Annotated in this window: 15 protein-coding genes; 11 read left to right on the top strand and 4 right to left on the bottom strand. The window is 72.4% G+C overall.

Annotated elements, in window-relative coordinates:
• Positions 1-44: 44 nt before the first annotated feature.
• Complete coding sequence (locus SMD20_RS37790) at positions 45-554, bottom strand: TetR/AcrR family transcriptional regulator (RefSeq protein ID WP_329590459.1); 510 nt, start codon at positions 552-554, stop codon at positions 45-47.
• Positions 555-607: 53 nt separating this feature from the next.
• Between SMD20_RS37790 and SMD20_RS37795 the strand changes: the two genes are divergently transcribed.
• The gene (locus tag SMD20_RS37795) at positions 608-1,771 is read left to right on the top strand and encodes a cysteine desulfurase family protein (RefSeq protein ID WP_329590461.1); all 1,164 of its coding nucleotides are present in this window, start codon (positions 608-610) and stop codon (positions 1,769-1,771) included.
• 65 nt (positions 1,772-1,836) lie between these two features.
• Here SMD20_RS37795 and SMD20_RS37800 read toward each other — a convergent pair whose 3' ends face one another.
• On the bottom strand, positions 1,837-2,892 hold the full coding sequence (locus SMD20_RS37800) for a DUF695 domain-containing protein (RefSeq protein WP_329590463.1): 1,056 nt from the start codon (positions 2,890-2,892) through the stop codon (positions 1,837-1,839).
• A gap of 67 nt (positions 2,893-2,959) precedes the next feature.
• Here SMD20_RS37800 and mnmA point away from each other — a divergent pair, with 67 nt between their 5' ends.
• Positions 2,960-4,033 (top strand): tRNA 2-thiouridine(34) synthase MnmA, encoded by a 1,074-nt coding sequence (gene mnmA, locus SMD20_RS37805; RefSeq protein ID WP_329590465.1) that lies wholly within the window; start codon positions 2,960-2,962, stop codon positions 4,031-4,033.
• Here the strand turns inward: mnmA and SMD20_RS37810 are convergent.
• Positions 4,030-4,659, bottom strand: a complete 630-nt coding sequence (locus SMD20_RS37810) for an MBL fold metallo-hydrolase (RefSeq protein ID WP_329590466.1) — start codon at positions 4,657-4,659, stop codon at positions 4,030-4,032. The genes mnmA and SMD20_RS37810 overlap by 4 nt on opposite strands.
• Before the next feature lie 23 nt (positions 4,660-4,682).
• Here SMD20_RS37810 and SMD20_RS37815 point away from each other — a divergent pair, with 23 nt between their 5' ends.
• The 9 genes from SMD20_RS37815 to SMD20_RS37855 all read left to right on the top strand — a co-directional run bounded on the left by SMD20_RS37815 (position 4,683) and on the right by SMD20_RS37855 (position 16,924).
• Positions 4,683-5,666 (top strand): methionine synthase, encoded by a 984-nt coding sequence (locus SMD20_RS37815; protein WP_329590468.1) that lies wholly within the window; start codon positions 4,683-4,685, stop codon positions 5,664-5,666.
• An 80-nt stretch (positions 5,667-5,746) separates the two neighbouring features.
• Positions 5,747-7,936 (top strand): NAD-dependent DNA ligase LigA, encoded by a 2,190-nt coding sequence (ligA, locus tag SMD20_RS37820; RefSeq protein WP_329590470.1) that lies wholly within the window; start codon positions 5,747-5,749, stop codon positions 7,934-7,936.
• A gap of 174 nt (positions 7,937-8,110) precedes the next feature.
• Complete coding sequence (locus SMD20_RS37825) at positions 8,111-10,180, top strand: putative bifunctional diguanylate cyclase/phosphodiesterase (protein WP_329590472.1); 2,070 nt, start codon at positions 8,111-8,113, stop codon at positions 10,178-10,180.
• Positions 10,181-10,323: 143 nt separating this feature from the next.
• Positions 10,324-10,623, top strand: a complete 300-nt coding sequence (gatC, locus tag SMD20_RS37830; protein ID WP_242373478.1) for an Asp-tRNA(Asn)/Glu-tRNA(Gln) amidotransferase subunit GatC — start codon at positions 10,324-10,326, stop codon at positions 10,621-10,623.
• Positions 10,620-12,110: an Asp-tRNA(Asn)/Glu-tRNA(Gln) amidotransferase subunit GatA gene (gene gatA, locus SMD20_RS37835; RefSeq protein WP_329590474.1), complete on the top strand. Its 1,491-nt coding sequence runs from the start codon at positions 10,620-10,622 to the stop codon at positions 12,108-12,110. The genes gatC and gatA overlap by 4 nt, the downstream gene beginning before the upstream one ends.
• Before the next feature lie 35 nt (positions 12,111-12,145).
• A complete protein-coding gene (locus SMD20_RS37840) occupies positions 12,146-13,309 on the top strand; it encodes an AAA family ATPase (protein ID WP_329590477.1) in 1,164 nt (387 codons plus the stop codon).
• A complete protein-coding gene (locus SMD20_RS37845) occupies positions 13,306-13,890 on the top strand; it encodes a hypothetical protein (protein WP_329590479.1) in 585 nt (194 codons plus the stop codon). The genes SMD20_RS37840 and SMD20_RS37845 overlap by 4 nt, the downstream gene beginning before the upstream one ends.
• A gap of 14 nt (positions 13,891-13,904) precedes the next feature.
• Positions 13,905-15,392 carry an Asp-tRNA(Asn)/Glu-tRNA(Gln) amidotransferase subunit GatB gene (gene gatB / locus SMD20_RS37850; RefSeq protein ID WP_329592812.1) on the top strand — a complete coding sequence of 496 codons (1,488 nt, stop codon included), beginning with the start codon at positions 13,905-13,907 and terminating at the stop codon, positions 15,390-15,392.
• Between the two features lie 146 nt (positions 15,393-15,538).
• A complete protein-coding gene (locus tag SMD20_RS37855; RefSeq protein WP_329590481.1) occupies positions 15,539-16,924 on the top strand; it encodes an MFS transporter in 1,386 nt (461 codons plus the stop codon).
• Here the strand turns inward: SMD20_RS37855 and SMD20_RS37860 are convergent.
• Positions 16,897-18,420: a tripartite tricarboxylate transporter permease gene (locus SMD20_RS37860; protein WP_329590483.1), complete on the bottom strand. Its 1,524-nt coding sequence runs from the start codon at positions 18,418-18,420 to the stop codon at positions 16,897-16,899. The two genes, SMD20_RS37855 and SMD20_RS37860, sit on opposite strands and share 28 nt — an antisense overlap.
• Between the last annotated feature and the right edge of the window lies 1 nt (position 18,421).

The raw sequence follows: 18,421 nt of genomic DNA on the forward strand, positions 1-18,421 counted from the left end.
GGCGGGCCTGGAGGGGGAGCCGTGAGTGGCGGCGGAGCCGGACGTCAGGCGGGCGCGAGCAGCGCCCGCAGGCGCGTCTCCAAGGTCCGCAGGTCGGACTCGGTGTTCAGCTCCGGGGCGTGGCTGGCGACATCCCACAACCCTTCACAGGCGAGCCGGACGATCTGCGACGTCACCGGGTCGGGCTCGGCCTCCAGGTCCTCGCGATGCCAGCGGGCCATCGCCTCGCGCAGCGGCGCGAGCAGGAACAGGTTTCCCGACGCGCCCGTGACCACGGCCCAGCGTCGCAGCCGGCCCGTGCGCACCGCCGCCAGGGTCGCCCCCAGGTAGCGCTCGGTGTAGGTGTCGTCCTGCTGGGCTGCCATGAGCTGGTCGAAATCCTCGATCAGCCGCTCGACCATGCCCTTGATCAGGGCTTCCTTCGAGTTGAAGTGGTAGAGCAGCCCGCCCTTGCTGACGCCGGCCCGGTCGGCCACCGCGGAGAGGGTGAGCGCGGCCGAGCCCTGGTCGCAGAGGATCTCCTCCGCCGCGTCCAAAAGCTCGTCCCTTCGCATGCCTCTACTGTACCGGCCGGACGGTACAGTCGCAAACGAGATACCCTGAGCGGGTGACCAGATCGTCCGCCTATCTCGATCATGCCGCGACCACGCCCATGCTGCCCGAGGCGATCGAGGCCATGACGGAGCAACTCCGGCGGGTCGGAAACCCTTCCTCCCTGCACGCGGCCGGTCGGCAAACCCGCCGGGTGGTGGAGGAGTCGCGCGAGAGCATCGCCGACGCGCTCGGCGCCCGGCCCAGCGAGGTCGTGTTCACCTCCGGCGGCACCGAGGCCGACAATCTGGCGATCAAGGGCCTCTACTGGGCGCGCCGGCCCCGGCGGCGGGTGCTGCTCAGCGCCATCGAGCACCACGCCGCGCTCGACCCCGCCCACTGGCTGGCCGAGAGCCAGGGCGCCGAGGTCGAGCTGCTGGAGGTCGACGAGCACGGCATGGTGCACCCCGACACGCTGCGGGCCGCCGTCGAGCGCGACCCCGACGACGTCGCCGTGATCAGCGTGATGTGGGCCAACAACGAGGTCGGCACCGTCCAGCCGCTCCACGTGCTCGCGGCCATCGCCCACGACCACGGCATCCCGTTCCACACCGACGCGGTGCAGGCCGTCGGGCAGTTGCCGGTGTCGTTCGCCGCGTCGGGAGCCGACGCGCTCACGCTCACCGGGCACAAGGTCGGCGGCCCGATGGGGGCCGGCGCGCTGCTGCTGGCCCGGGGCCTCACGCCGGTGCCGGTCCAGCACGGCGGCGGCCAGGAGCGCGACGTACGCTCCGGCACCCTCGACGCCCCCGCCATCGCCGGGCTCGCGGCGGCGGTCCGCACCACGGTCGCCCACCAGGAGGAGACGAGCCGCCACCTGACCGCGCTGCGCGACGAGCTCATCGAACGCGTCCGCCAAGCCGTCCCCGGCGTGGTGCTCAACGGCCACCCCACCGAGCGGCTGCCCGGCAACGCCCACTTCTCCTTCCCCGGCTGCGAGGGCGACGCGCTGCTCATGCTGCTCGACGCCAAGGGAGTGGAATGCTCGACCGGCTCGGCCTGCTCGGCGGGCGTGGCCCAGCCGTCGCACGTGCTGCTGGCGATGGGGGCCGACGCCGCCGCGGCCAGGGGCTCGCTGCGCTTCTCCCTCGGACACACCTCGACCAGGGAGGACATCGACCGCCTGATCGAGGTGCTGCCCGCCGCCGTCGAACGCGCCCGCCGGGCGGGGCTGAGCTGAGCGGGGCGTCCGAGGGCTGAGCGGGGCGTCCGAGGGCTGAGCGCCGCGTCGGCGAAGGCTGAGCGCTAGCTGAGGAACGGCGAGACGGCCGTCCAGGCGGGATCGGTGGAGACGTCCACCCGGGGCTCGCCCTCCTCCCAGCTCACGATCAGCTCCTTCGCGTGAATCGCGGCGTCACCGGTCGGATCGGCGTAGACGTGGATGATCCGCTGCCCCTCGGCGCTCAGGTGCGCGGCCAGCACCGCGTCGTCGCGCCGCTTGAGCAGGCGGGCGGCCAGCCGCTCCTCGAAGTCGCGCAGCGCGGCCAGCGACTCGCCTATCGGCAGCCCGGCCTCGTCGCGATGCGCGTACGGGAGCGTGATCGCGATGTGCTGGTCGAAGAGCGGATGGTCGACCGGCCGCAGCGGGTAGCGGGCGGTGGCCACCAGCGGTGCGCCGCCGGCCGTCTGGCCCTCCAGCAGCACCCACTCCTCCTCGTCGTAGCCGGAGGCGAGGTCGGCGACCACGGCGGGCAGGTGCGGGGCGGCCACGGCGTCGATCGGCTCGAACGTCACCGCCGTGATCTCGCCCACCCACCGGGCCACCTCGTCCTCGCCGAGGAGCCAGTCGAGGGCGAGCAGCGCGGCGTCCAGCCTGACGTCCTCGTCGAGCTCGGCGAAGATCGGGTGGTAGGCGGCGACGTCCACGCGCGGCTGGTTGCGCGGCACCCGCAGGCCGAGCACGAGCTTGTCCAGCGCGAAGTCGAACCCGCCCACGTCGAGCGTCAGCTCGGCCGCCTGCGGATTGGCCTGCCGCGACGGATGGAACTCCCACAGCAGGTCGGCCGGCGGCGCGGCCTTGGCCCAGCGGTGCGCGAGCGGGCGCAGCTCGGCGTCGCCCGCCGAGGTCACCACCAGGGCGTGCATGGCGTTGCGGCCGGGCGCGATCTCCCACACCAGGTCGGGGTGCACGGCCGCCACGGCGGGCGCCACCAGGTCCTCGATCCCGGCGGTGTCGCCCGCGGCCACCAGGGCGTCGACGGCCGGCCTGGTCTCCTGCCACCACGTCCAGAATCCGGCGAGCCCGTCCTCGGATGACCCGCCGCCGTCGTCCTCGGCGTCCTTGCGCCCGAACAGTCGCATGGGCTGAATCCTCGCAGACACGGGGCGCGCTCGCGCACCCCGCGCCGGACAGTACGCTGGAAAGGTCATGGGACTGCGTGTGCTTGCCGCCATGTCGGGCGGCGTCGACTCAGCTGTGGCCGCCGCGCGCATCGCCGAGGCAGGTCACGACGTCACTGGTGTCCATCTCGCGCTGTCGGCCAACCCCCAATCCCATCGCACGGGCGCCCGGGGCTGCTGCACGGTCGAGGACTCCCGCGACGCCCGCCGGGCGGCCGACGTGATCGGCATCCCCTTCTACATCTGGGACATGGCCGAGCGCTTCCAGCGCGACGTGATCGAGGACTTCGTCGCCGAATACGCCGCCGGCCGCACGCCCAACCCGTGCCTGCGTTGCAACGAGAAGATCAAGTTCGCGGCGGTGCTCGACCGGGCGCTGGCGCTCGGGTTCGACGCCGTGGCCACCGGCCACCACGCCCGCTTGGCCGACGGCGTGCTGTCCAGGAGCCCTGACCAGGGCAAGGACCAGTCGTACGTGCTGGGCGTGCTCACCCGTGAGCAGCTCGCCCACGCGATCTTCCCGCTCGGCGACTCGACCAAGGCCGAGGTGCGCGCCGAGGCGGCCCGGCGCGGGCTGACGGTCGCCGACAAGCCCGACAGCCACGACATCTGCTTCATCGCCGACGGCGACACGCGCGGCTTCCTCGCCGACCGGCTGGGCGCGGCCGAGGGCCCCATCGTGGACGAGGAGGGCGCGGTCGTCGGCAGCCACCAGGGCGCACACGGGTTCACCGTCGGGCAGCGCAAGGGCCTGCGCATCGACCGGCCCGCGCCCGACGGCCGGCCGCGCTACGTGCTGTCCATCGAGCCGGTGAGCAACACCGTCACGGTCGGGCCGCGCTCGGCGCTGGAGGTCACCACGATCCACTGCGGCCCGCCCGTCTGGAACGGCCCCGACCGGCGCGACGACCTCACCGTGCAACTCCGCGCCCACGGCGAGGTCTACGGCTGCCGGTTCGCGGAGGTCGCCGGCGGCCTGCGCATCGACCTCGACCGCCCGGCCACCGGAGTGGCGGCGGGCCAGGCGGCCGTGCTCTACTCCGGCGACACGGTCATCGGTTCGGCCACGATCAGGTCGGCGAGCAGGGACCAGCTCGGCTAGAGGATCACTGACTCGCCGATCGCGAGGCGGCGGATGTCGGCGCCCTGCTTGTCGGCCTCCATCTTGAGCCAGCCGTCCACCAGCGCGAGCCCGATGTCGCTGTAGAGGGCGTCGTGCGTCGAGTAGGCCCGCGCCGGCCGCACCGTGCGGAGATATTCCACCATGTCCGCCAGCTTCAGCCACGGCGCGCCGGTCGGCACCAGCAGCGTGGACACCTCGGCCTGGGGCACGGTCAGGGCGTCGCCGGGGTAGAAGACCTCGTCGTCCACCAGGAAGCCGACGTTCTGGACGATCGCCATGTCGGGATGGTTGGGCGCGTGCCGCTCGCCGAACACCCGCACCCGGAAACCGGCCGCCTCGAAGGCGTCGCCGTCGCGCACCACCTGCACCTTGGCCGGCACCTCGGACAACTGGGCCGCCACGCCCTCACAGGTGAAGATCTCCAGGCCGGGCGAGGCCTCCCGCAGCTTGGCCACGTCCACGTGGTCGAAGTGCTCATGCGTGATCAGCACGGTGTCGGCGCCGTCGAGCACCGGGTCCCGGGTGAAGGCGCCCGGGTCGATGACGAGGACCTTGCCGTCCTTCTCCAGGCGGACGCACGCGTGACCGTATTTCGTGAGCTCCATGGCGAAGAGCCTACGCTTGTGCCATGTCAACGTGGGAAGCCACCGGGGTCGGCTCGCACCCGGGCGACGATCATCTTGAGGCGATCAGAGTCGTGTTCGGCGAGGTGCCCGGACTGCCCTATCTGCCCGAGCTGCCCGCGCGGGGCGTCGGCGCCGATCTGATCGGCCGGACGGCCTCGCTGCTGGTCGACATGCCCGTCGAGGTGCAGCCGTCGGGCTGGCGGATCGCCGACCGGCCGGGCCGCGACCATCAACGGGCCGTCGACCATCTGCGGCGCGACCTCGACGGGCTGGAGGAGATCGGCCACGATTACGAGGGGCCGCTCAAGGTGCAGGTGTGCGGGCCGTGGACGCTGGCCGGGGCGGTCGAGCTGCGGCACGGCGACAAGATGCTCGCCGACGCGGGGGCCGTACGCGACCTGACGGCCTCGCTGGCGCAGGGCGTGGCCGACCACTGCGCCGAGGTACGGCGGCGGCTGCCCGGCGTGACGGAGATCGTGCTGCAGCTCGACGAGCCCGGCCTGCCGGGCGTGCTGGCGGGCACGGTGCCGACGGCGTCCGGGTTCGGGCGGCTGGCCGCCGTGGAGGAGTGGCGGGTGGAGGAGTCGCTGGGGCTGTTCGGCGAGCCGGTGGTGCACTGCTGCGCGCCCGCGGTGCCGTTCGCGCTGCTGCGGCGGGCCAAGACGCGCGGGGTCTCCGTCGACGCCTCCCTGCTGCGGCGGCGCGACGAGGACGAGCTGGGCGAGCTGGTCGAGGCCGGGATGACGCTGTTCCTGGGGGTCGTGCCGGGCGCCGGCAGCCGGCTGCCGGACCTCGGGGCGATCGCCAGACCGGCCGTGGAGCTGTGGCGGCGGCTCGGGTTCGCGCCGGACGAGCTGGCCGGGCGGGTCGTGCTCACGCCCGCGTGCGGGCTGGCCGGGGCCTCGCCGGCGTACGCGCGGGCGGCGCTGGCCGCCTGCCGCAAGGCCGCCCGGGTGCTCAAGGACGATCCGGCGGGCGAGGGCTAGCGGCACGCCTCCGTAAGCACGGTGTTGTCGGTGCCCGGCGGTAGCGTTTGCTCAGGTTGCCGTACGGAAGGAGAGCCCGCGTGAGCGAGTCAAGCACCGAGGTCCAGGGCGTGCCCGTGGCCGCGCTCAAGCGGCACGCCGAGCTGAGCGATCTGGTCGAGGACGCCCGCTGGCGCTACTACGTGCTCGACCAGCCGACGGTCAGCGACGCGCAGTTCGACGCGTGGTTCGGGGAGCTGCTGGCCCTGGAGGAGGCCCATCCGTCGTTGCAGACGCCCGACTCGCCGACCCAGAAGGTGGGCGCGCCGCCCTCGGGCGACTTCGCCAAGGTCCAGCACCTGGCCAGGATGGAGAGCCTCGACAACGCGTTCACCGCCGAGGACATGGCGGCCTGGCAGGCCCGCGCCGAGCGGCTGGCCGAGGGCGATCCCGGGCCTTACCTGTGCGAGCTGAAGATCGACGGCCTGGCCATCGCGCTGGTCTACCGTGACGGCAGGCTGGAGCGGGGCGCCACCCGCGGCGACGGGCGCACCGGCGACGACGTGACCGACAACGTGCGCACCATCCAGGGCGTGCCCCACCGGCTCACCGGCGACGACGTGCCGAGCCTGGTCGAGGTGCGCGGCGAGGTCTACATCCCGGTCGAGGGCTTCAAGCGGCTCAACGAGCAGCTCGTCGAGCAGGGCAAGCCGCCCTTCGCCAACCCGCGCAACTCCGCCGCCGGCACCCTCCGCCAGAAGGACCCGCGCGTCACCGCGCAGCGGCCGCTGCGGATGCTGGTGCACGGCGTCGGCGTCTGGGAGGGGGCGGCCGCGCCGCGCACGCAGTCGGAGACCTACGCGCGGCTGCGCGAGTTCGGGCTGCCGGTCAGCGACCTCTACCGGGTGGTGCCGACGCTCACCGAGGTCAACGAGTTCATCGAGCACTACCGGGTGCACCGGCACGACCCTGCCTACGAGATCGACGGGGTCGTGGTCAAGGTCGACGACCTGCGCACGCAGCGCGAGCTGGGCTCGACCTCGCGCGCGCCCCGGTGGGCGATGGCCTTCAAATACCCGCCCGAGGAGGTCAACACCAAGCTCCTCGACATCCAGGTGGGGGTGGGGCGCACCGGGCGGGTGACGCCGTTCGCGGTGATGGAGCCGGTGGTGGTGTCCGGGTCCACGGTCGAGCGGGCCACGCTGCACAACGCCGCGATCGTGCAGAAGAAGGGCGTGCTCATCGGCGACACGGTCGTGCTGCGCAAGGCGGGCGACGTCATCCCCGAGGTCGTGGGCCCGGTGACGGCGCTGCGCGACGGGTCCGAGCGGGAGTTCGTCATGCCGACGCACTGTCCCGAGTGCGGCACGCCGCTCGCGTACGAGAAGGAGGGCGACGCCGACCTGCGCTGCCCCAACGCGCGGTCCTGCCCCGCGCAGATCCGCGAGCGCGTCTACTTCGCGGCCGGGCGGCGGGCGCTCGACATCGACGGGCTCGGCTACGTCGCGGCCACCGCGCTCTCCCAGCCGCTGCCGCCGCAGGAGCCGGTGGTGCGCACCGAGGCCGACCTGTTCGACCTCACGCTGGAGCAGTTGCTGCCCATCAGGTCCGTGGTCCGCGACCCCGACTCCGGCCTGCCCAAGATCGACCCGAAGACCGGCGAGGAGAAGGTCGTCACCCTCTTCTCCAACCAGAACGGCGAGCCCAGCGCCGGGGCGCGGCTGCTCATCGAGGAGCTGGAGCGGGCCAAGCAGGTCCCGCTCGCGCAGCTCCTGGTGGCGCTGTCGATCCGGCACGTCGGGCCGCCCACCGCGCGCGACCTCGCGGGCGCCCTGCGCTCGATCGACGCGATCATGAACGCGTCCGAGGAGGAGCTGGCCGCGATCGAGGGCATCGGGCCGCGGGTGGCGGCGACGATCAAGGAATGGTTCGAGGTCGACTGGCACCGGGAGATCATCGAGCGGTGGCGGGCCGCCGGGGTGCGGATGGAGGACGAGCCCGCGCCGGAGAAGGGGCCGCAGACGCTCGAAGGGCTGACGTTCGTGGTGACGGGCACCCTGGAGGGCTACACGCGCGACTCGGCCTCCGACGCGATCGCCGCCCGGGGCGGGAAGGTGGCCTCGTCGGTGTCGAAGAAGACGTCGTTCCTGATCGCGGGGGACAACGCGGGGTCGAAGTACGACAAGGCGGTGACGCTCGGGGTGCCGATCCTGGACGGGGCCGGGTTCGCGGTGCTGCTGGAGGACGGGCCGGAGGCGGCGGCCGGGGCGGCGGTCAAACCGGAGGAGTGAGCGCGGCCACCTGCACGCGCGGGAGGGCCGGTACGCACCGGGCAGGGTTTGCTACGTACGGTGGTTTTTGGGTATATGTCGGAAAGGAGAATTACGGACCGTACGCGCTTGGTTTCGCGAAGTGGGCTGAAGGTCGTACCCTCCCATAGTGACCTCATGGGGGTTCTGTTATCGATGACTGACCCAACCGACACCCGCGACACCGGACCACGCGTCGGCACGCCGCTCTGGGCGTTCCTCGCCGGCATCACGGTGATCGGCTTCACCGCTCTGCTCGTGGCCATGCTCAGGCTCGACGCCACGGGGCTCACCGCGCTGGCCCGCACCGCACTGTTCTGGGTGCTGGTGGTCCTCGTGATCCTCGGCGAGCTGCGGCCCGTGATGGTGTCCTCCGCCGCCTCGGTGGGCGGCACCTACCCGTCCACCATGTTCACCTTCGCCGTGCTGCTGCACTACGGGCTGCCGGTCGCGGTGCTGCTCCAGGCCGTCGCGGTCGCGCTCAACGGCGTGCTGACGCGCAAGGCGTGGCACCGGGTCATGTTCAACATCGCGCAGTCGACCCTCGCGCTCACCGCCGCGGCCGTGGTCCTGGGGGCGTTCGGCATCGCGCCGAGTCCGTCCGCGACCTGGGAGCCTGACGTGCCCGGCCTGGTGCCGATCGCGCTGGCCGGGATCGCCTACTTCGCCACCCGCGCCACCCTCGTCTGCGGCGCGGTCGCGCTGCACGAGCGGCGCTCCATCGTCCGGGTGCTGCGGGTCACCGTGGGGCCGCAGAGCCTCGTCTACGTCGCGCTGCTCGGCATGGCGCCGCTGGTCGTCGTGGTCATGAACCACACGCCCGGCCTCGTGCCGCTGTTCGTCGCGCCGCTCGCGGCCGTCTACTTCACCGCCACGTTGTCCATGCGCCGCGACCACCAGGCGATGCACGACGAGCTGACCGGCCTGCCCAACCGCAAGATGCTCATCGTGAGCACCGAGGAGGCGCTGGCCGAGGCCCGCCACGACGAGCGGGTCGGCCTGTTCCTGCTCGACCTCGACCGGTTCAAGGAGGTCAACGACACGATGGGCCACCCGGTGGGCGACCGGCTGCTGCAGATGGTCGCGCACCGCCTGACCCACTCCGTGCGGCCCGGCGACGTGGTGGCCCGGCTGGGCGGCGACGAGTTCGCCGTGCTGCTGCCCTCGATCCGCGACACCCACGCGGCCCGCGAGGTCGCGGCCCGGCTGCGCGCGGCGCTGACCGAGCCGGTGCGGCTGGAGGGCATGACGTTCGACGTGGACGCCTCGGTCGGCATCGCGCTCTACCCCGACCACGCCCCCGACTTCGAGCTGCTGCTCCAGCGCGCCGACGTGGCGATGTACCTCGCCAAGGAGGGGCGCACCGGTGTCGAGCTCTACCAGCCGGACAAGGACCGCAACTCGCCCGAACGGCTGACGTTACTGGGCGACCTGCGGCGCGCCATCGACGGCGGCGAGCTGCGGCTGCACTACCAGCCCGAGGTCGGGCTGGGCAGCGGCGCGGTGCGGGGCGTGGAGGCGCTGCTGCGCTGGCGGCACCCGGTGCACGGGATGATCCCGCCGTCGGAGTTCGTGCCGCTGGCGGAGCAGTCCTACCTGATGCGGCAGCTCACGGCGTACGTGATCGAGCAGGCGCTGGAGCAGGCCGCGTGCTGGTGGCACGGCGGGCTGCGGGTGCCGGTCTCGGTCAACATCTCGGCCCGCGACCTGCTCGACTCCGCGCTGCCCGAGCAGCTGGAGGTGGGGCTGGCCCGCTACGGGCTGCCGCCCGCGGCCATCCAGCTGGAGGTGACCGAGCGCATACTGACCGGCGACCAGGCATACACGCAGGAGACCATCAAGGCGCTCGCCACGCTGGGCGTGCCGCTGTCGCTGGACGACTTCGGCACCGGCTACTCCTCGCTCATCCGGCTGCAGCGGCTGGCGGTGTCCGAGGTCAAGATCGACGCCTCGTTCGTCCGCAGGATCGCCGAGTCCGAGGACGACGACCGGATCGTCCGCTCGATCGTCGACCTGGTGCGCTCGCTCGGGCTGCGCTCGGTCGCCGAGGGCGTCGAGTCGGACGACGTCGCCATGCGGCTGGCCGAGATGGGCTGCGACGTGGGGCAGGGGTGGCTGTTCGGCGAGCCGATGCCGGCCGCCGAGATGACGGCCTGGCTGCGCGAGCGCGCCGGGGCCCTGTCCACCGAGTACGGCTACCAGCCCGAGGTGACCCACACCGCCTGACCATGCCGCCGTGCTTTGTGGGAGCGCTTCCACCGATCGCCGCGCGGATGTTGCCAGGGGGTTAATCGTTCGGGTGCGCTGCGTCAAGCCCCCTAGGATGGCAGTGTCCAAAGACTCCATCCACGAAACGGGTTAAACGACTCATGTCCGCCATAACCCGCGACGAGGTCGCACACCTGGCCCGGTTGTCCAGGCTGGCGCTCACGGACGACGAGCTCGACCACTACGCCACCCAGCTCGATGCCATCATCGAGTCGGTCGCGAAGGTGGCCGAGGTCGCGGCCGAGGACGTTCCGCCTTCGTCGCACGCGCTTCCGCTCACCAATGTCTTCCGTGCCGACGAGGTGCGGCCGTCCCTGACCCCCGAGCAGGCGCTCTCCGGCGCGCCCGCCGTCGAGGACGACCGCTTCCAGGTGCCGCGCATCCTCGGGGAGGAGGCATGAGTCTCATCCGCAAGACCGCCGCCGAGCTGGGCTCGATGATCGCCGCGGGCGAGGTGTCGGCCGTCGAGGTGGCCGAGGCGCACCTCGACCGCATGGCCGAGGTGGAGCCCAAGGTCCAGGCGTTCCTGCACGTCGACCGCGAGGTGACGCTGGAGCAGGCGCGGGCGGTCGACGCCCGGCTGCGCGCGGGCGAGAAGCTGGGCCCGCTGGCCGGCGTGCCGATCGCGCACAAGGACATCTTCACCACCCGCGACATGCCGACCACGGCCGCGTCCAAGATCCTGGAGGGCTGGCGGCCCCCCTACGACGCGACCGTCACCGGCCGGCTGCGCGAGGCCGGGCTGGTCATCCTCGGCAAGACCAACCTCGACGAGTTCGCCATGGGCTCCTCGACGGAAAACTCCGCCTACCACGTCACCCGCAACCCGTGGGACCTGACGCGGGTGCCCGGCGGCTCCTCCGGCGGCTCCAGCGCCGCGGTGGCGGCCTACGAGGCGCCGCTGTCCACCGGCACCGACACCGGCGGCTCGATCCGGCAGCCGGCCTCGGTCACCGGCATCGTGGGCATGAAGCCGACCTACGGCGGCTCGTCCCGCTACGGCCTCATCGCCTTCGCCAGCTCGCTCGACACCCCGGGCCCCTTCGCCCGCAACGTGCTCGACGCGGCGCTGCTGCACGAGGCGTTCTCCGGCCACGACCCGATGGACTCCACCTCCATCGACGCGCCGGTCCCGAGCGTGGTCGAGGCGGCCCGCAACCCCGACATCGCCGGCCTGCGCGTTGGCGTCGTCAAGGAGTTCTCCGGCGAGGGCTACCAGACCGGCGTGCTGGCCCGCTACCACGAGGCCGTCAAGCTGCTGGAGTCGCTGGGCGCCACCGTGGTCGAGGTGTCCTGCCCGTCGTTCACCACGGCGCTGCCGGCCTACTACCTGATCGCGCCGTCGGAGTGCTCGTCCAACCTGGCCCGCTTCGACGCCATGCGCTATGGCCTGCGCGTCGGCGACGACGGCAGCCGCAGCGCCGAGGAGGTCATGGCGCTGACTCGCGCCGCCGGCTTCGGCCCTGAGGTCAAGCGGCGCATCATGCTCGGCACGTACGCGCTGTCCAGCGGCTACTACGACGCCTACTACGGCCAGGCGCAGAAGGTCCGCACCGTCATCGCGCGCGAGTTCGAGGCCGCCTACCAGCAGGTCGACGTCCTGGTCTCGCCGACCACGCCGACCACGGCGTTCCCGATCGGCGAGCGCGCCGACGACCCGATGGCGATGTACCTCGCCGACCTGTGCACCATCCCGTCCAACCTCGCGGGCAACGCCGCCATGTCGGTGCCGTGCGGCCTCGCCGACGAGGACGGCCTGCCGGTCGGCCTCCAGATCATGGCCCCGGTGCTCGCCGACGACCGCTGCTACCGCGTCGGCGCCGCCATCGAGCACGCCCTGGAGAGCCGCTGGGGCGGCAGCCTCCTGGCCCAGGCCCCGGAGCTGTAGGACACGGGCTGCAGGACGAGGAAGGAGACGGCGGCATGCTCACGCGCATCGAGATCGACGGGTTCAAGTCCTTCCTGGACTTCGCCCTCGACGTGCCGCCGTTCCTCGCCCTCGTGGGCCCGAACTCAAGCGGCAAGTCCAACCTGCTGGACGCGCTGGACTTCGTGGCGGCCGCGGCCCGTGGCGGGGAGGAGGCGTTCTTCACCGCCAAACGTGGCCGCGCCCACCAGCTTTTCCATCGGCCGGCCCGGGGAATGCCGCGGAGCGAGTTCCAGATCCGGCTCAGGTTGCTGGCTGAGCAGGGTTCGGGCGTGCGACCGGTCCGTCTGGACACGACGGCGCGTTATCGTCCGGACCCCGCACGTGCGGTCGTGGAGCAGTCGCGACTGCTCCCTTGGGCTCCGGGGGAGCGTGACAGGCTGCCTGAAGCAGTGAAGGAGTGCTGGGCCGCGGAGTTGGATGCCGTGGACGGAGGTGAGGGCGAGCACCCGGAGCTCTCCTCGACGCCTGCCGCCGTGGTCGACTGGCGCTGGTACGAACCAGAGCCGCGGGCCATGCGCGAGGTGGCGTCGGCGGCCGACCGTCGTCCGCTCCTTTCCGACGGTTCGAACGTGGCCGCCGTGCTGGGCAGGCTCAGCGCCACGGAGGCCCTCGACAGGGTCGCTCTTGATCTGGCGGCGCTCATCCCGGACGTCATCGGTGTCGTGCCCTTCCACGACGAACGCCGGCAGGAATGGTCCTTCGACCTGATGGTCGACGGCCAGGGCGCCGTGCCCAGCGGGCTGCTCTCCGACGGCACACTGAGGATCCTGGGGCTGCTGGCGGCGCTGCACGACCCGGACCACGCGGGCGTGCTGCTGATCGAGGAGATCGAGAACGGCCTGCATCCCAGCCGCCTGGCCGAGTTGCTACGCCGCGTCCAGCGGCTGGTGACGGATCTAGGTGACCGCGAGGCGCTGCGGCGGCCACTGCGGCAGGTGATCCTCACGACGCATTCACCCGTGGTGGTCTCCGAGCTTTACCGGCTCCAGCCGGACGCGCTGGTCTTTCTGGACAGCGTGGCCCGGGTGGATCCGGAGCAAAAGTGGATGTCTCGGGTCACGGTCGCCAAGCCCGTGCGCGACGAGGGTCGGCCCGGCACCTTCGTCTCCCCCCGGCAGGTGCGGCGCTATCTCAGCGCCGTGGAGATACCCGGATGAGCCGCCCGCTGGTGCCCGGCCTGATCGCTGAAGGGGAGACTGACGAGATCTTCCTGGGGCTGGTGATTTTCAGGCAGCTGCGGGAGCTGACGTGGTCGTCGGGGCGGTGCGTGGTCGACGTCGAGCCGACCGAGATCGCCTCCTGCCGGTCGATCCGTGACCAGACGCGCGTGACGAGCGCGCTGACCGACCTGGCGGCCGACTGCCACGTGCTGTTCGTGCACAACGATCACCGCGAACGCGGCAAGGCGGAGGCCGTCCTGGCCGGTCTGCGGCTTCCGGTCGTCGGCCTGATACCGGTGAAGGAGACCGAGGCGTGGCTCCTGGCCGATCGGCAGGTCTGGGGCGGACTCAAGGGCGTCGACCTGCGACCTCTGCCCGGCAGTCCGGGTGAGGTGGAGAAGGTCGCCGACCCCAAGAAGCTCCTGGACGAGGTCGTCGGGCGGCAGGACTGGCCGGTCCGCGATTACTTCGAATACATAGGCAGAAATATCGACCTCGACGTCTTGGGGCAGGTGCCCGCCTACGCCGCTTGGGTTGCCGAGGCGAAGAACGTACTGAAAGGACTTGGTTACTTGTGAGCACGCACACGCTCATGCCGTACGACGAAGCGCTGGAGCGGTTCGAGCCGGTGCTCGGGCTGGAGACGCACGTCGAGCTGGGCACCAGGTCGAAGATGTTCTGCGGCTGCAAGACCACCTTCGGCGCTCCGCCCAACACGCAGGTCTGCCCGACCTGCCTGGCGCTGCCCGGCGCGCTGCCGGTGGCCAACGCCATGGCGATCGAGTCGACGATCCGCATCGGCCTGGCGCTCAACTGCTCGATCGCCGAGTGGTGCCGCTTCGCCCGGAAGAACTACTTCTATCCGGACATGCCGAAGAACTACCAGATCTCCCAGTACGACGAGCCGCTCTGCTTCGACGGCTACCTCGACGTCGAGGTCGGCGGGGAGACCGTGCGCATCGGCATCGAGCGGGTGCACCTGGAGGAGGACACCGGCAAGTCCACCCACGTGGGCGGTGCGACCGGGCGCATCCACGGGGCCGACCACTCGATCGTCGACTACAACCGGGCGGGCATCCCGCTGGTCGAGATCGTCACCAAGCCCATCCCCGGCACCGACCGGCTCGCGCCCGACGTCGCCCGCGCGTACGTCACCGAGCTGCGCGAGATCATGCGCTCGCTCGGCGTCTCCGACGTGCGGATGGAGGAGGGCTCGCTGCGCTGCGACGTCAACGTCTCGCTGATGCCGCGCGGCGCGTCGGAGTGGGGCACCCGCACCGAGACCAAGAACGTCAACTCGCTGCGCAGCGTCGAGCGGGCCGTGCGCAGCGAGATCGAGCGGCAGGCCGCCGTCCTCGCCGCCGGCGGCACGATCGTCCAGGAGACGCGGCACTTCCACGAGGACACCGGCACCACCACGTCCGGGCGCTCCAAGGAGGAGGCGCAGGACTACCGCTACTTCCCCGAGCCCGACCTGGTGCCGATCGCGCCCGACCCCGCGTGGGTGGCCGAGCTGAAGGCGGCGCTGCCCGAGCTGCCGTCGGTGCGGCGCAAGCGGCTGCAGGCCGAGTGGGGGCTGTCCGACCTCGACATGCAGGCCATGCACAACGCCGACGCGTTCGACTTGGTCGAGGCGACGGTGGCGGCCGGCGCGCCGGCGGCCGACGCGCGCAAGTGGTGGATGGGCGAGCTGGCCCGCCGCGCCAACGAGACCGGCGTGCCGCTGGCCGAGCTGGCCATCACGCCGGCGCAGGTCGCGCGGGTGACCGAGCTGGTGGCCTCCGGCGCGCTCAACGACAAGCTGGCGCGCGAGGTGCTGGAGGGCGTGCTCGGCGGCGAGGGCGACCCTGACAAGGTCGTCGAGGCGCGCGGGCTGAAGATCGTCAACGACGAGGGCGAGCTGTCGGCGATCATCGACCAGGTGCTGGCCGACAACGCCGACGCGGCCGACAAGGTGCGCTCAGGAAAGATCGCCGCCGCCGGCGCGCTGGTCGGCGGCGTCATGCGGGCCAGCAAGGGCAAGGCGGACGCCGCCCGCGCCCGTCAGCTCATCCTGGAGAAGCTGGGCGTGTCCGAGTAACCGTCCGGACGCGCGGTCAGGGGCCTCGTCGCTTCGGCGGCGGGGCCCTCGTACGTGCTGAGGGCCGGTCCTAGGTCCGATTGCCGAGGCGGGACCGGCACCCCCGCCGGAGGTGCGGCGCGCGGCCAGGCCGTAGGTTCTGCGGCATGACGAGGAGAGCGTTGACGGCCGGCCTGGTGGCGCTGATGTCACTGGTGGCCTTCGAGTACATGGCGGTCGCGATCGCGATGCCGGTCGTGGCCGAGGAGCTGGGCGGGCTGGAGCTGTACGGGCTGGCCTTCAGCGGCGCGATGGCGGCGAGCGTGGTCGGCACGGTGCTCGGCGGCCGGTGGGCCGACCTGCGCGGGCCGAAGGCGCCGCTGTGGACGGGTGTGGCCGGGTTCGCGGCCGGGCTGGCCTTGGCGGGTCTCGCGCCGAGCATGGAGGTGCTGATCGCGGGCCGCTTCGTCCAGGGGTTCGGCGGGGCGCTGGTCAGCGTGGCGCTGTACGTGCTGGTGGCCCGGGTCTATCCCGAGGAGTTGCATCCGCGGATCTTCTCGTTGTTCGCGACGGCGTGGGTGGTGCCGTCGATGGTGGGCCCGGCGATCGTGGGCGTGCTGACCGACACGCTGGGCTGGCGGTCGGTGTTCCTGCTGGTGCCGTTCCTGACCGTGGCGGCCGGGTTGCTGCTGCTGCGCGGGCTGGCGGGGCAGCCGGTGAGCGGCGGGCAGCGGGCGCCCGCCCCCGGCCTGCCGGCGAAGATCGCGTGGGCGGCGGTGACCGCCGTCGGGGCCGCGCTCATGCAGTACGGCAGCACGGACGGCCGGCTGCCCCTGCTCGTCGCCGGGCTCGTGGTGCTGGCCGTGGCGCTGCCCAGGCTGCTGCCGGCCGGGACGCTGCGAGCGGCCCGCGGGCTGCCGTCCGTGGTCGGGCTGCGCGGGCTGGCCGCCGGGGCGTTCTTCGCGGCCGAGGTCATGGTGCCGCTCATGCTGCGCGAGGAGCGCGAGCTGTCCACGACGGCGGCCGGGCTGGTGCTCACCGGTGGCGCGCTGAGCTGGTCGTTCGCGTCGTGGCTGCAGGGGCGGGAGGTCTTCGGGCAGCGGACCAACCTGCGGCTCGGCTCGGCGATGATCGCGCTGGGCATCGTGGTCATGGGGGCGGTCACGATCCCGTCGGTGCCGCTGGCGGTGGCGTACCCGGCGTGGATCGTCACCGGGTTCGGGATCGGGCTGATCTATCCGACGCTGTCGGTGCTCACGCTGGAGCTGTCGGCGCCTGGCGAGCAGGGGGAGAACAGCTCGGCGCTGCAGGTGGGGGAGTCGGTGTTCTCGGTGGTGTCGGTGGCGGTCACGGGGGCGCTGTTCCTGTCGGCGGGGCGGGAGTACTGGGTGGTGTTCGCGGCGACGCTGGTGATGGCGGTGGCGGGGCTGGCCGTCGCCCCCAGGGCGTTCGGCGGCCGCGAGGCCACCCGAACGCCCGGGGACGGCGGGGCCGGCCAGACCCAGGTCGCCGGGGCGCCGGCCGGTCAGTCTTCGGCGGCAGGCCCCGCGTAGGAGGCCGCGCGCCGCCGGGCCGCCAACCGCCTCGCGAGCGGCGTCAGCAGCGCCAGCGCCGCCAGCGCCAGCAGCGCCGCCGCGACGGGGCTGCGCACCAGCACGCTGACGTCGCCCGCGCCGATCGCCAGCGCCCGGCGGAGCTGGATCTCCGCCATCGGCCCCAGGATCATGCCGATCACCGCGGGGGCGATCGGCAGGCCGAAACGGCGCATGGCGTAGCCGAGCAGGCCGAGGACGTACAGCACGAACAGGTCCACGACGGTGCCGTTCAGCGCGTACACGCCGAGGGCGGCGAACAGCACGATCCCGGAGTACAGGTACGGCCTGGGCACCCGCAGCACCCGCGCCCACACCGGGGCCAGCGGCAGGTTGAGCACCAGTAGCATCGCGTTGCCGATGAACAGCGAGGCGATCATGGCCCAGACCAGCGCCGGGTTGTGGTCGAAGAGCTGGGGGCCGGGCTGCAGGCCGTACTGCTGGAAGGCGGCCAGCATGATCGCGGCGGTCGCGGAGGTGGGCAGGCCCAGCGTGAGCAGCGGCACCAGGGTGCCGGCGGCGGAGGCGTTGTTGGCCGCCTCCGGCCCGGCGACGCCCTCGATGGCGCCCTTGCCGTACTCCTCGCGGGCCACGCCGCGGGCCAGGCGGCGTTCGGCCGCGTACGACAGGAACGTCGGGATCTCGGCCCCGCCGCCCGGCAGCGCCCCGAACGGGAACCCCAGCGCCGTGCCGCGCAGCCACGGCGCCCAGGAGCGCCGCCAGTCCGCGCGCCCCATCCACGCCCGGCCGACGGGCACCACGGAGGGCGGGGAGTGGCGCAGCCGCGAGGACACGTACAGGGCCTCGCCGAGCGCGAACAGGCCGACCGCGACGATCACCACGTCGATGCCGTCGAGGAGCTGCGGGACGCCGAGCGTGAGCCGCGCCTGCCCGGTCTGCTGGTCGATGCCGATCAGCCCGATGACCAGGCCGAGGCCGAGCGAGGCGAGGCCGCGCACGACCGAGCGCGACAGCACCGACGACACCGCGGTGAACGCGAGGACGGCCAGCGCGAAGTAGTCCTCGGGCCCGAACGCGATCGCGAACGCCACGACCGCCGGGGCCGCCACGACCAGCAGCGCGGTGGCGATGGTCCCGGCCACGAACGAGCCGATGGCCGCCGTGGCGAGGGCCTGCGCCGCCCGCCCGCGCCGGGCCATCTTGTTGCCCTCCAGCGCGGTGATCATTGAGGAGGACTCGCCGGGCGTGTTGAGCAGGATGGACGTGGTCGAGCCGCCGTACATGCCGCCGTAGTAGATGCCGGCGAACATGATGAACGCGGCGGTCGGCGGCACCGTGAACGTGACCGGCAGCAGCAGCGCCACCGTCATCGCCGGCCCGATGCCGGGCAGCACGCCGACCAGGGTGCCGAGGGTGACGCCGATCAGCGCGTACATGAGGTTGACGGGGGTGAGCGCGGCGGCGAAGCCGTCCAGCAGCAGCTCCAGGGAGGTCATC

It is taken from the genome of Nonomuraea sp. LP-02 (genome assembly GCF_036289125.1).
Classification (GTDB): Bacteria; Actinomycetota; Actinomycetes; order Streptosporangiales; family Streptosporangiaceae; genus Nonomuraea; species Nonomuraea bangladeshensis.

Excerpts from the sequence above, each read along its gene's own strand:
- SMD20_RS37790 (WP_329590459.1), bottom strand. The coding sequence starts at position 554 with ATGCGAAGGGACGAGCTTTTGGACGCGGCGGAGGAGATCCTCTGCGAC.
- SMD20_RS37800 (WP_329590463.1), bottom strand. The coding sequence starts at position 2,892 with ATGCGACTGTTCGGGCGCAAGGACGCCGAGGACGACGGCGGCGGGTCA.
- mnmA (WP_329590465.1), top strand. The coding sequence starts at position 2,960 with ATGGGACTGCGTGTGCTTGCCGCCATGTCGGGCGGCGTCGACTCAGCT.
- SMD20_RS37810 (WP_329590466.1), bottom strand. The coding sequence starts at position 4,659 with ATGGAGCTCACGAAATACGGTCACGCGTGCGTCCGCCTGGAGAAGGAC.
- SMD20_RS37815 (WP_329590468.1), top strand. The coding sequence starts at position 4,683 with ATGTCAACGTGGGAAGCCACCGGGGTCGGCTCGCACCCGGGCGACGAT.
- SMD20_RS37825 (WP_329590472.1), top strand. The coding sequence starts at position 8,111 with ATGACTGACCCAACCGACACCCGCGACACCGGACCACGCGTCGGCACG.
- gatC (WP_242373478.1), top strand. The coding sequence starts at position 10,324 with ATGTCCGCCATAACCCGCGACGAGGTCGCACACCTGGCCCGGTTGTCC.
- gatA (WP_329590474.1), top strand. The coding sequence starts at position 10,620 with ATGAGTCTCATCCGCAAGACCGCCGCCGAGCTGGGCTCGATGATCGCC.
- SMD20_RS37840 (WP_329590477.1), top strand. The coding sequence starts at position 12,146 with ATGCTCACGCGCATCGAGATCGACGGGTTCAAGTCCTTCCTGGACTTC.
- SMD20_RS37845 (WP_329590479.1), top strand. The coding sequence starts at position 13,306 with ATGAGCCGCCCGCTGGTGCCCGGCCTGATCGCTGAAGGGGAGACTGAC.
- gatB (WP_329592812.1), top strand. The coding sequence starts at position 13,905 with ATGCCGTACGACGAAGCGCTGGAGCGGTTCGAGCCGGTGCTCGGGCTG.
- SMD20_RS37855 (WP_329590481.1), top strand. The coding sequence starts at position 15,539 with ATGACGAGGAGAGCGTTGACGGCCGGCCTGGTGGCGCTGATGTCACTG.
- SMD20_RS37860 (WP_329590483.1), bottom strand. The coding sequence starts at position 18,420 with ATGACCTCCCTGGAGCTGCTGCTGGACGGCTTCGCCGCCGCGCTCACC.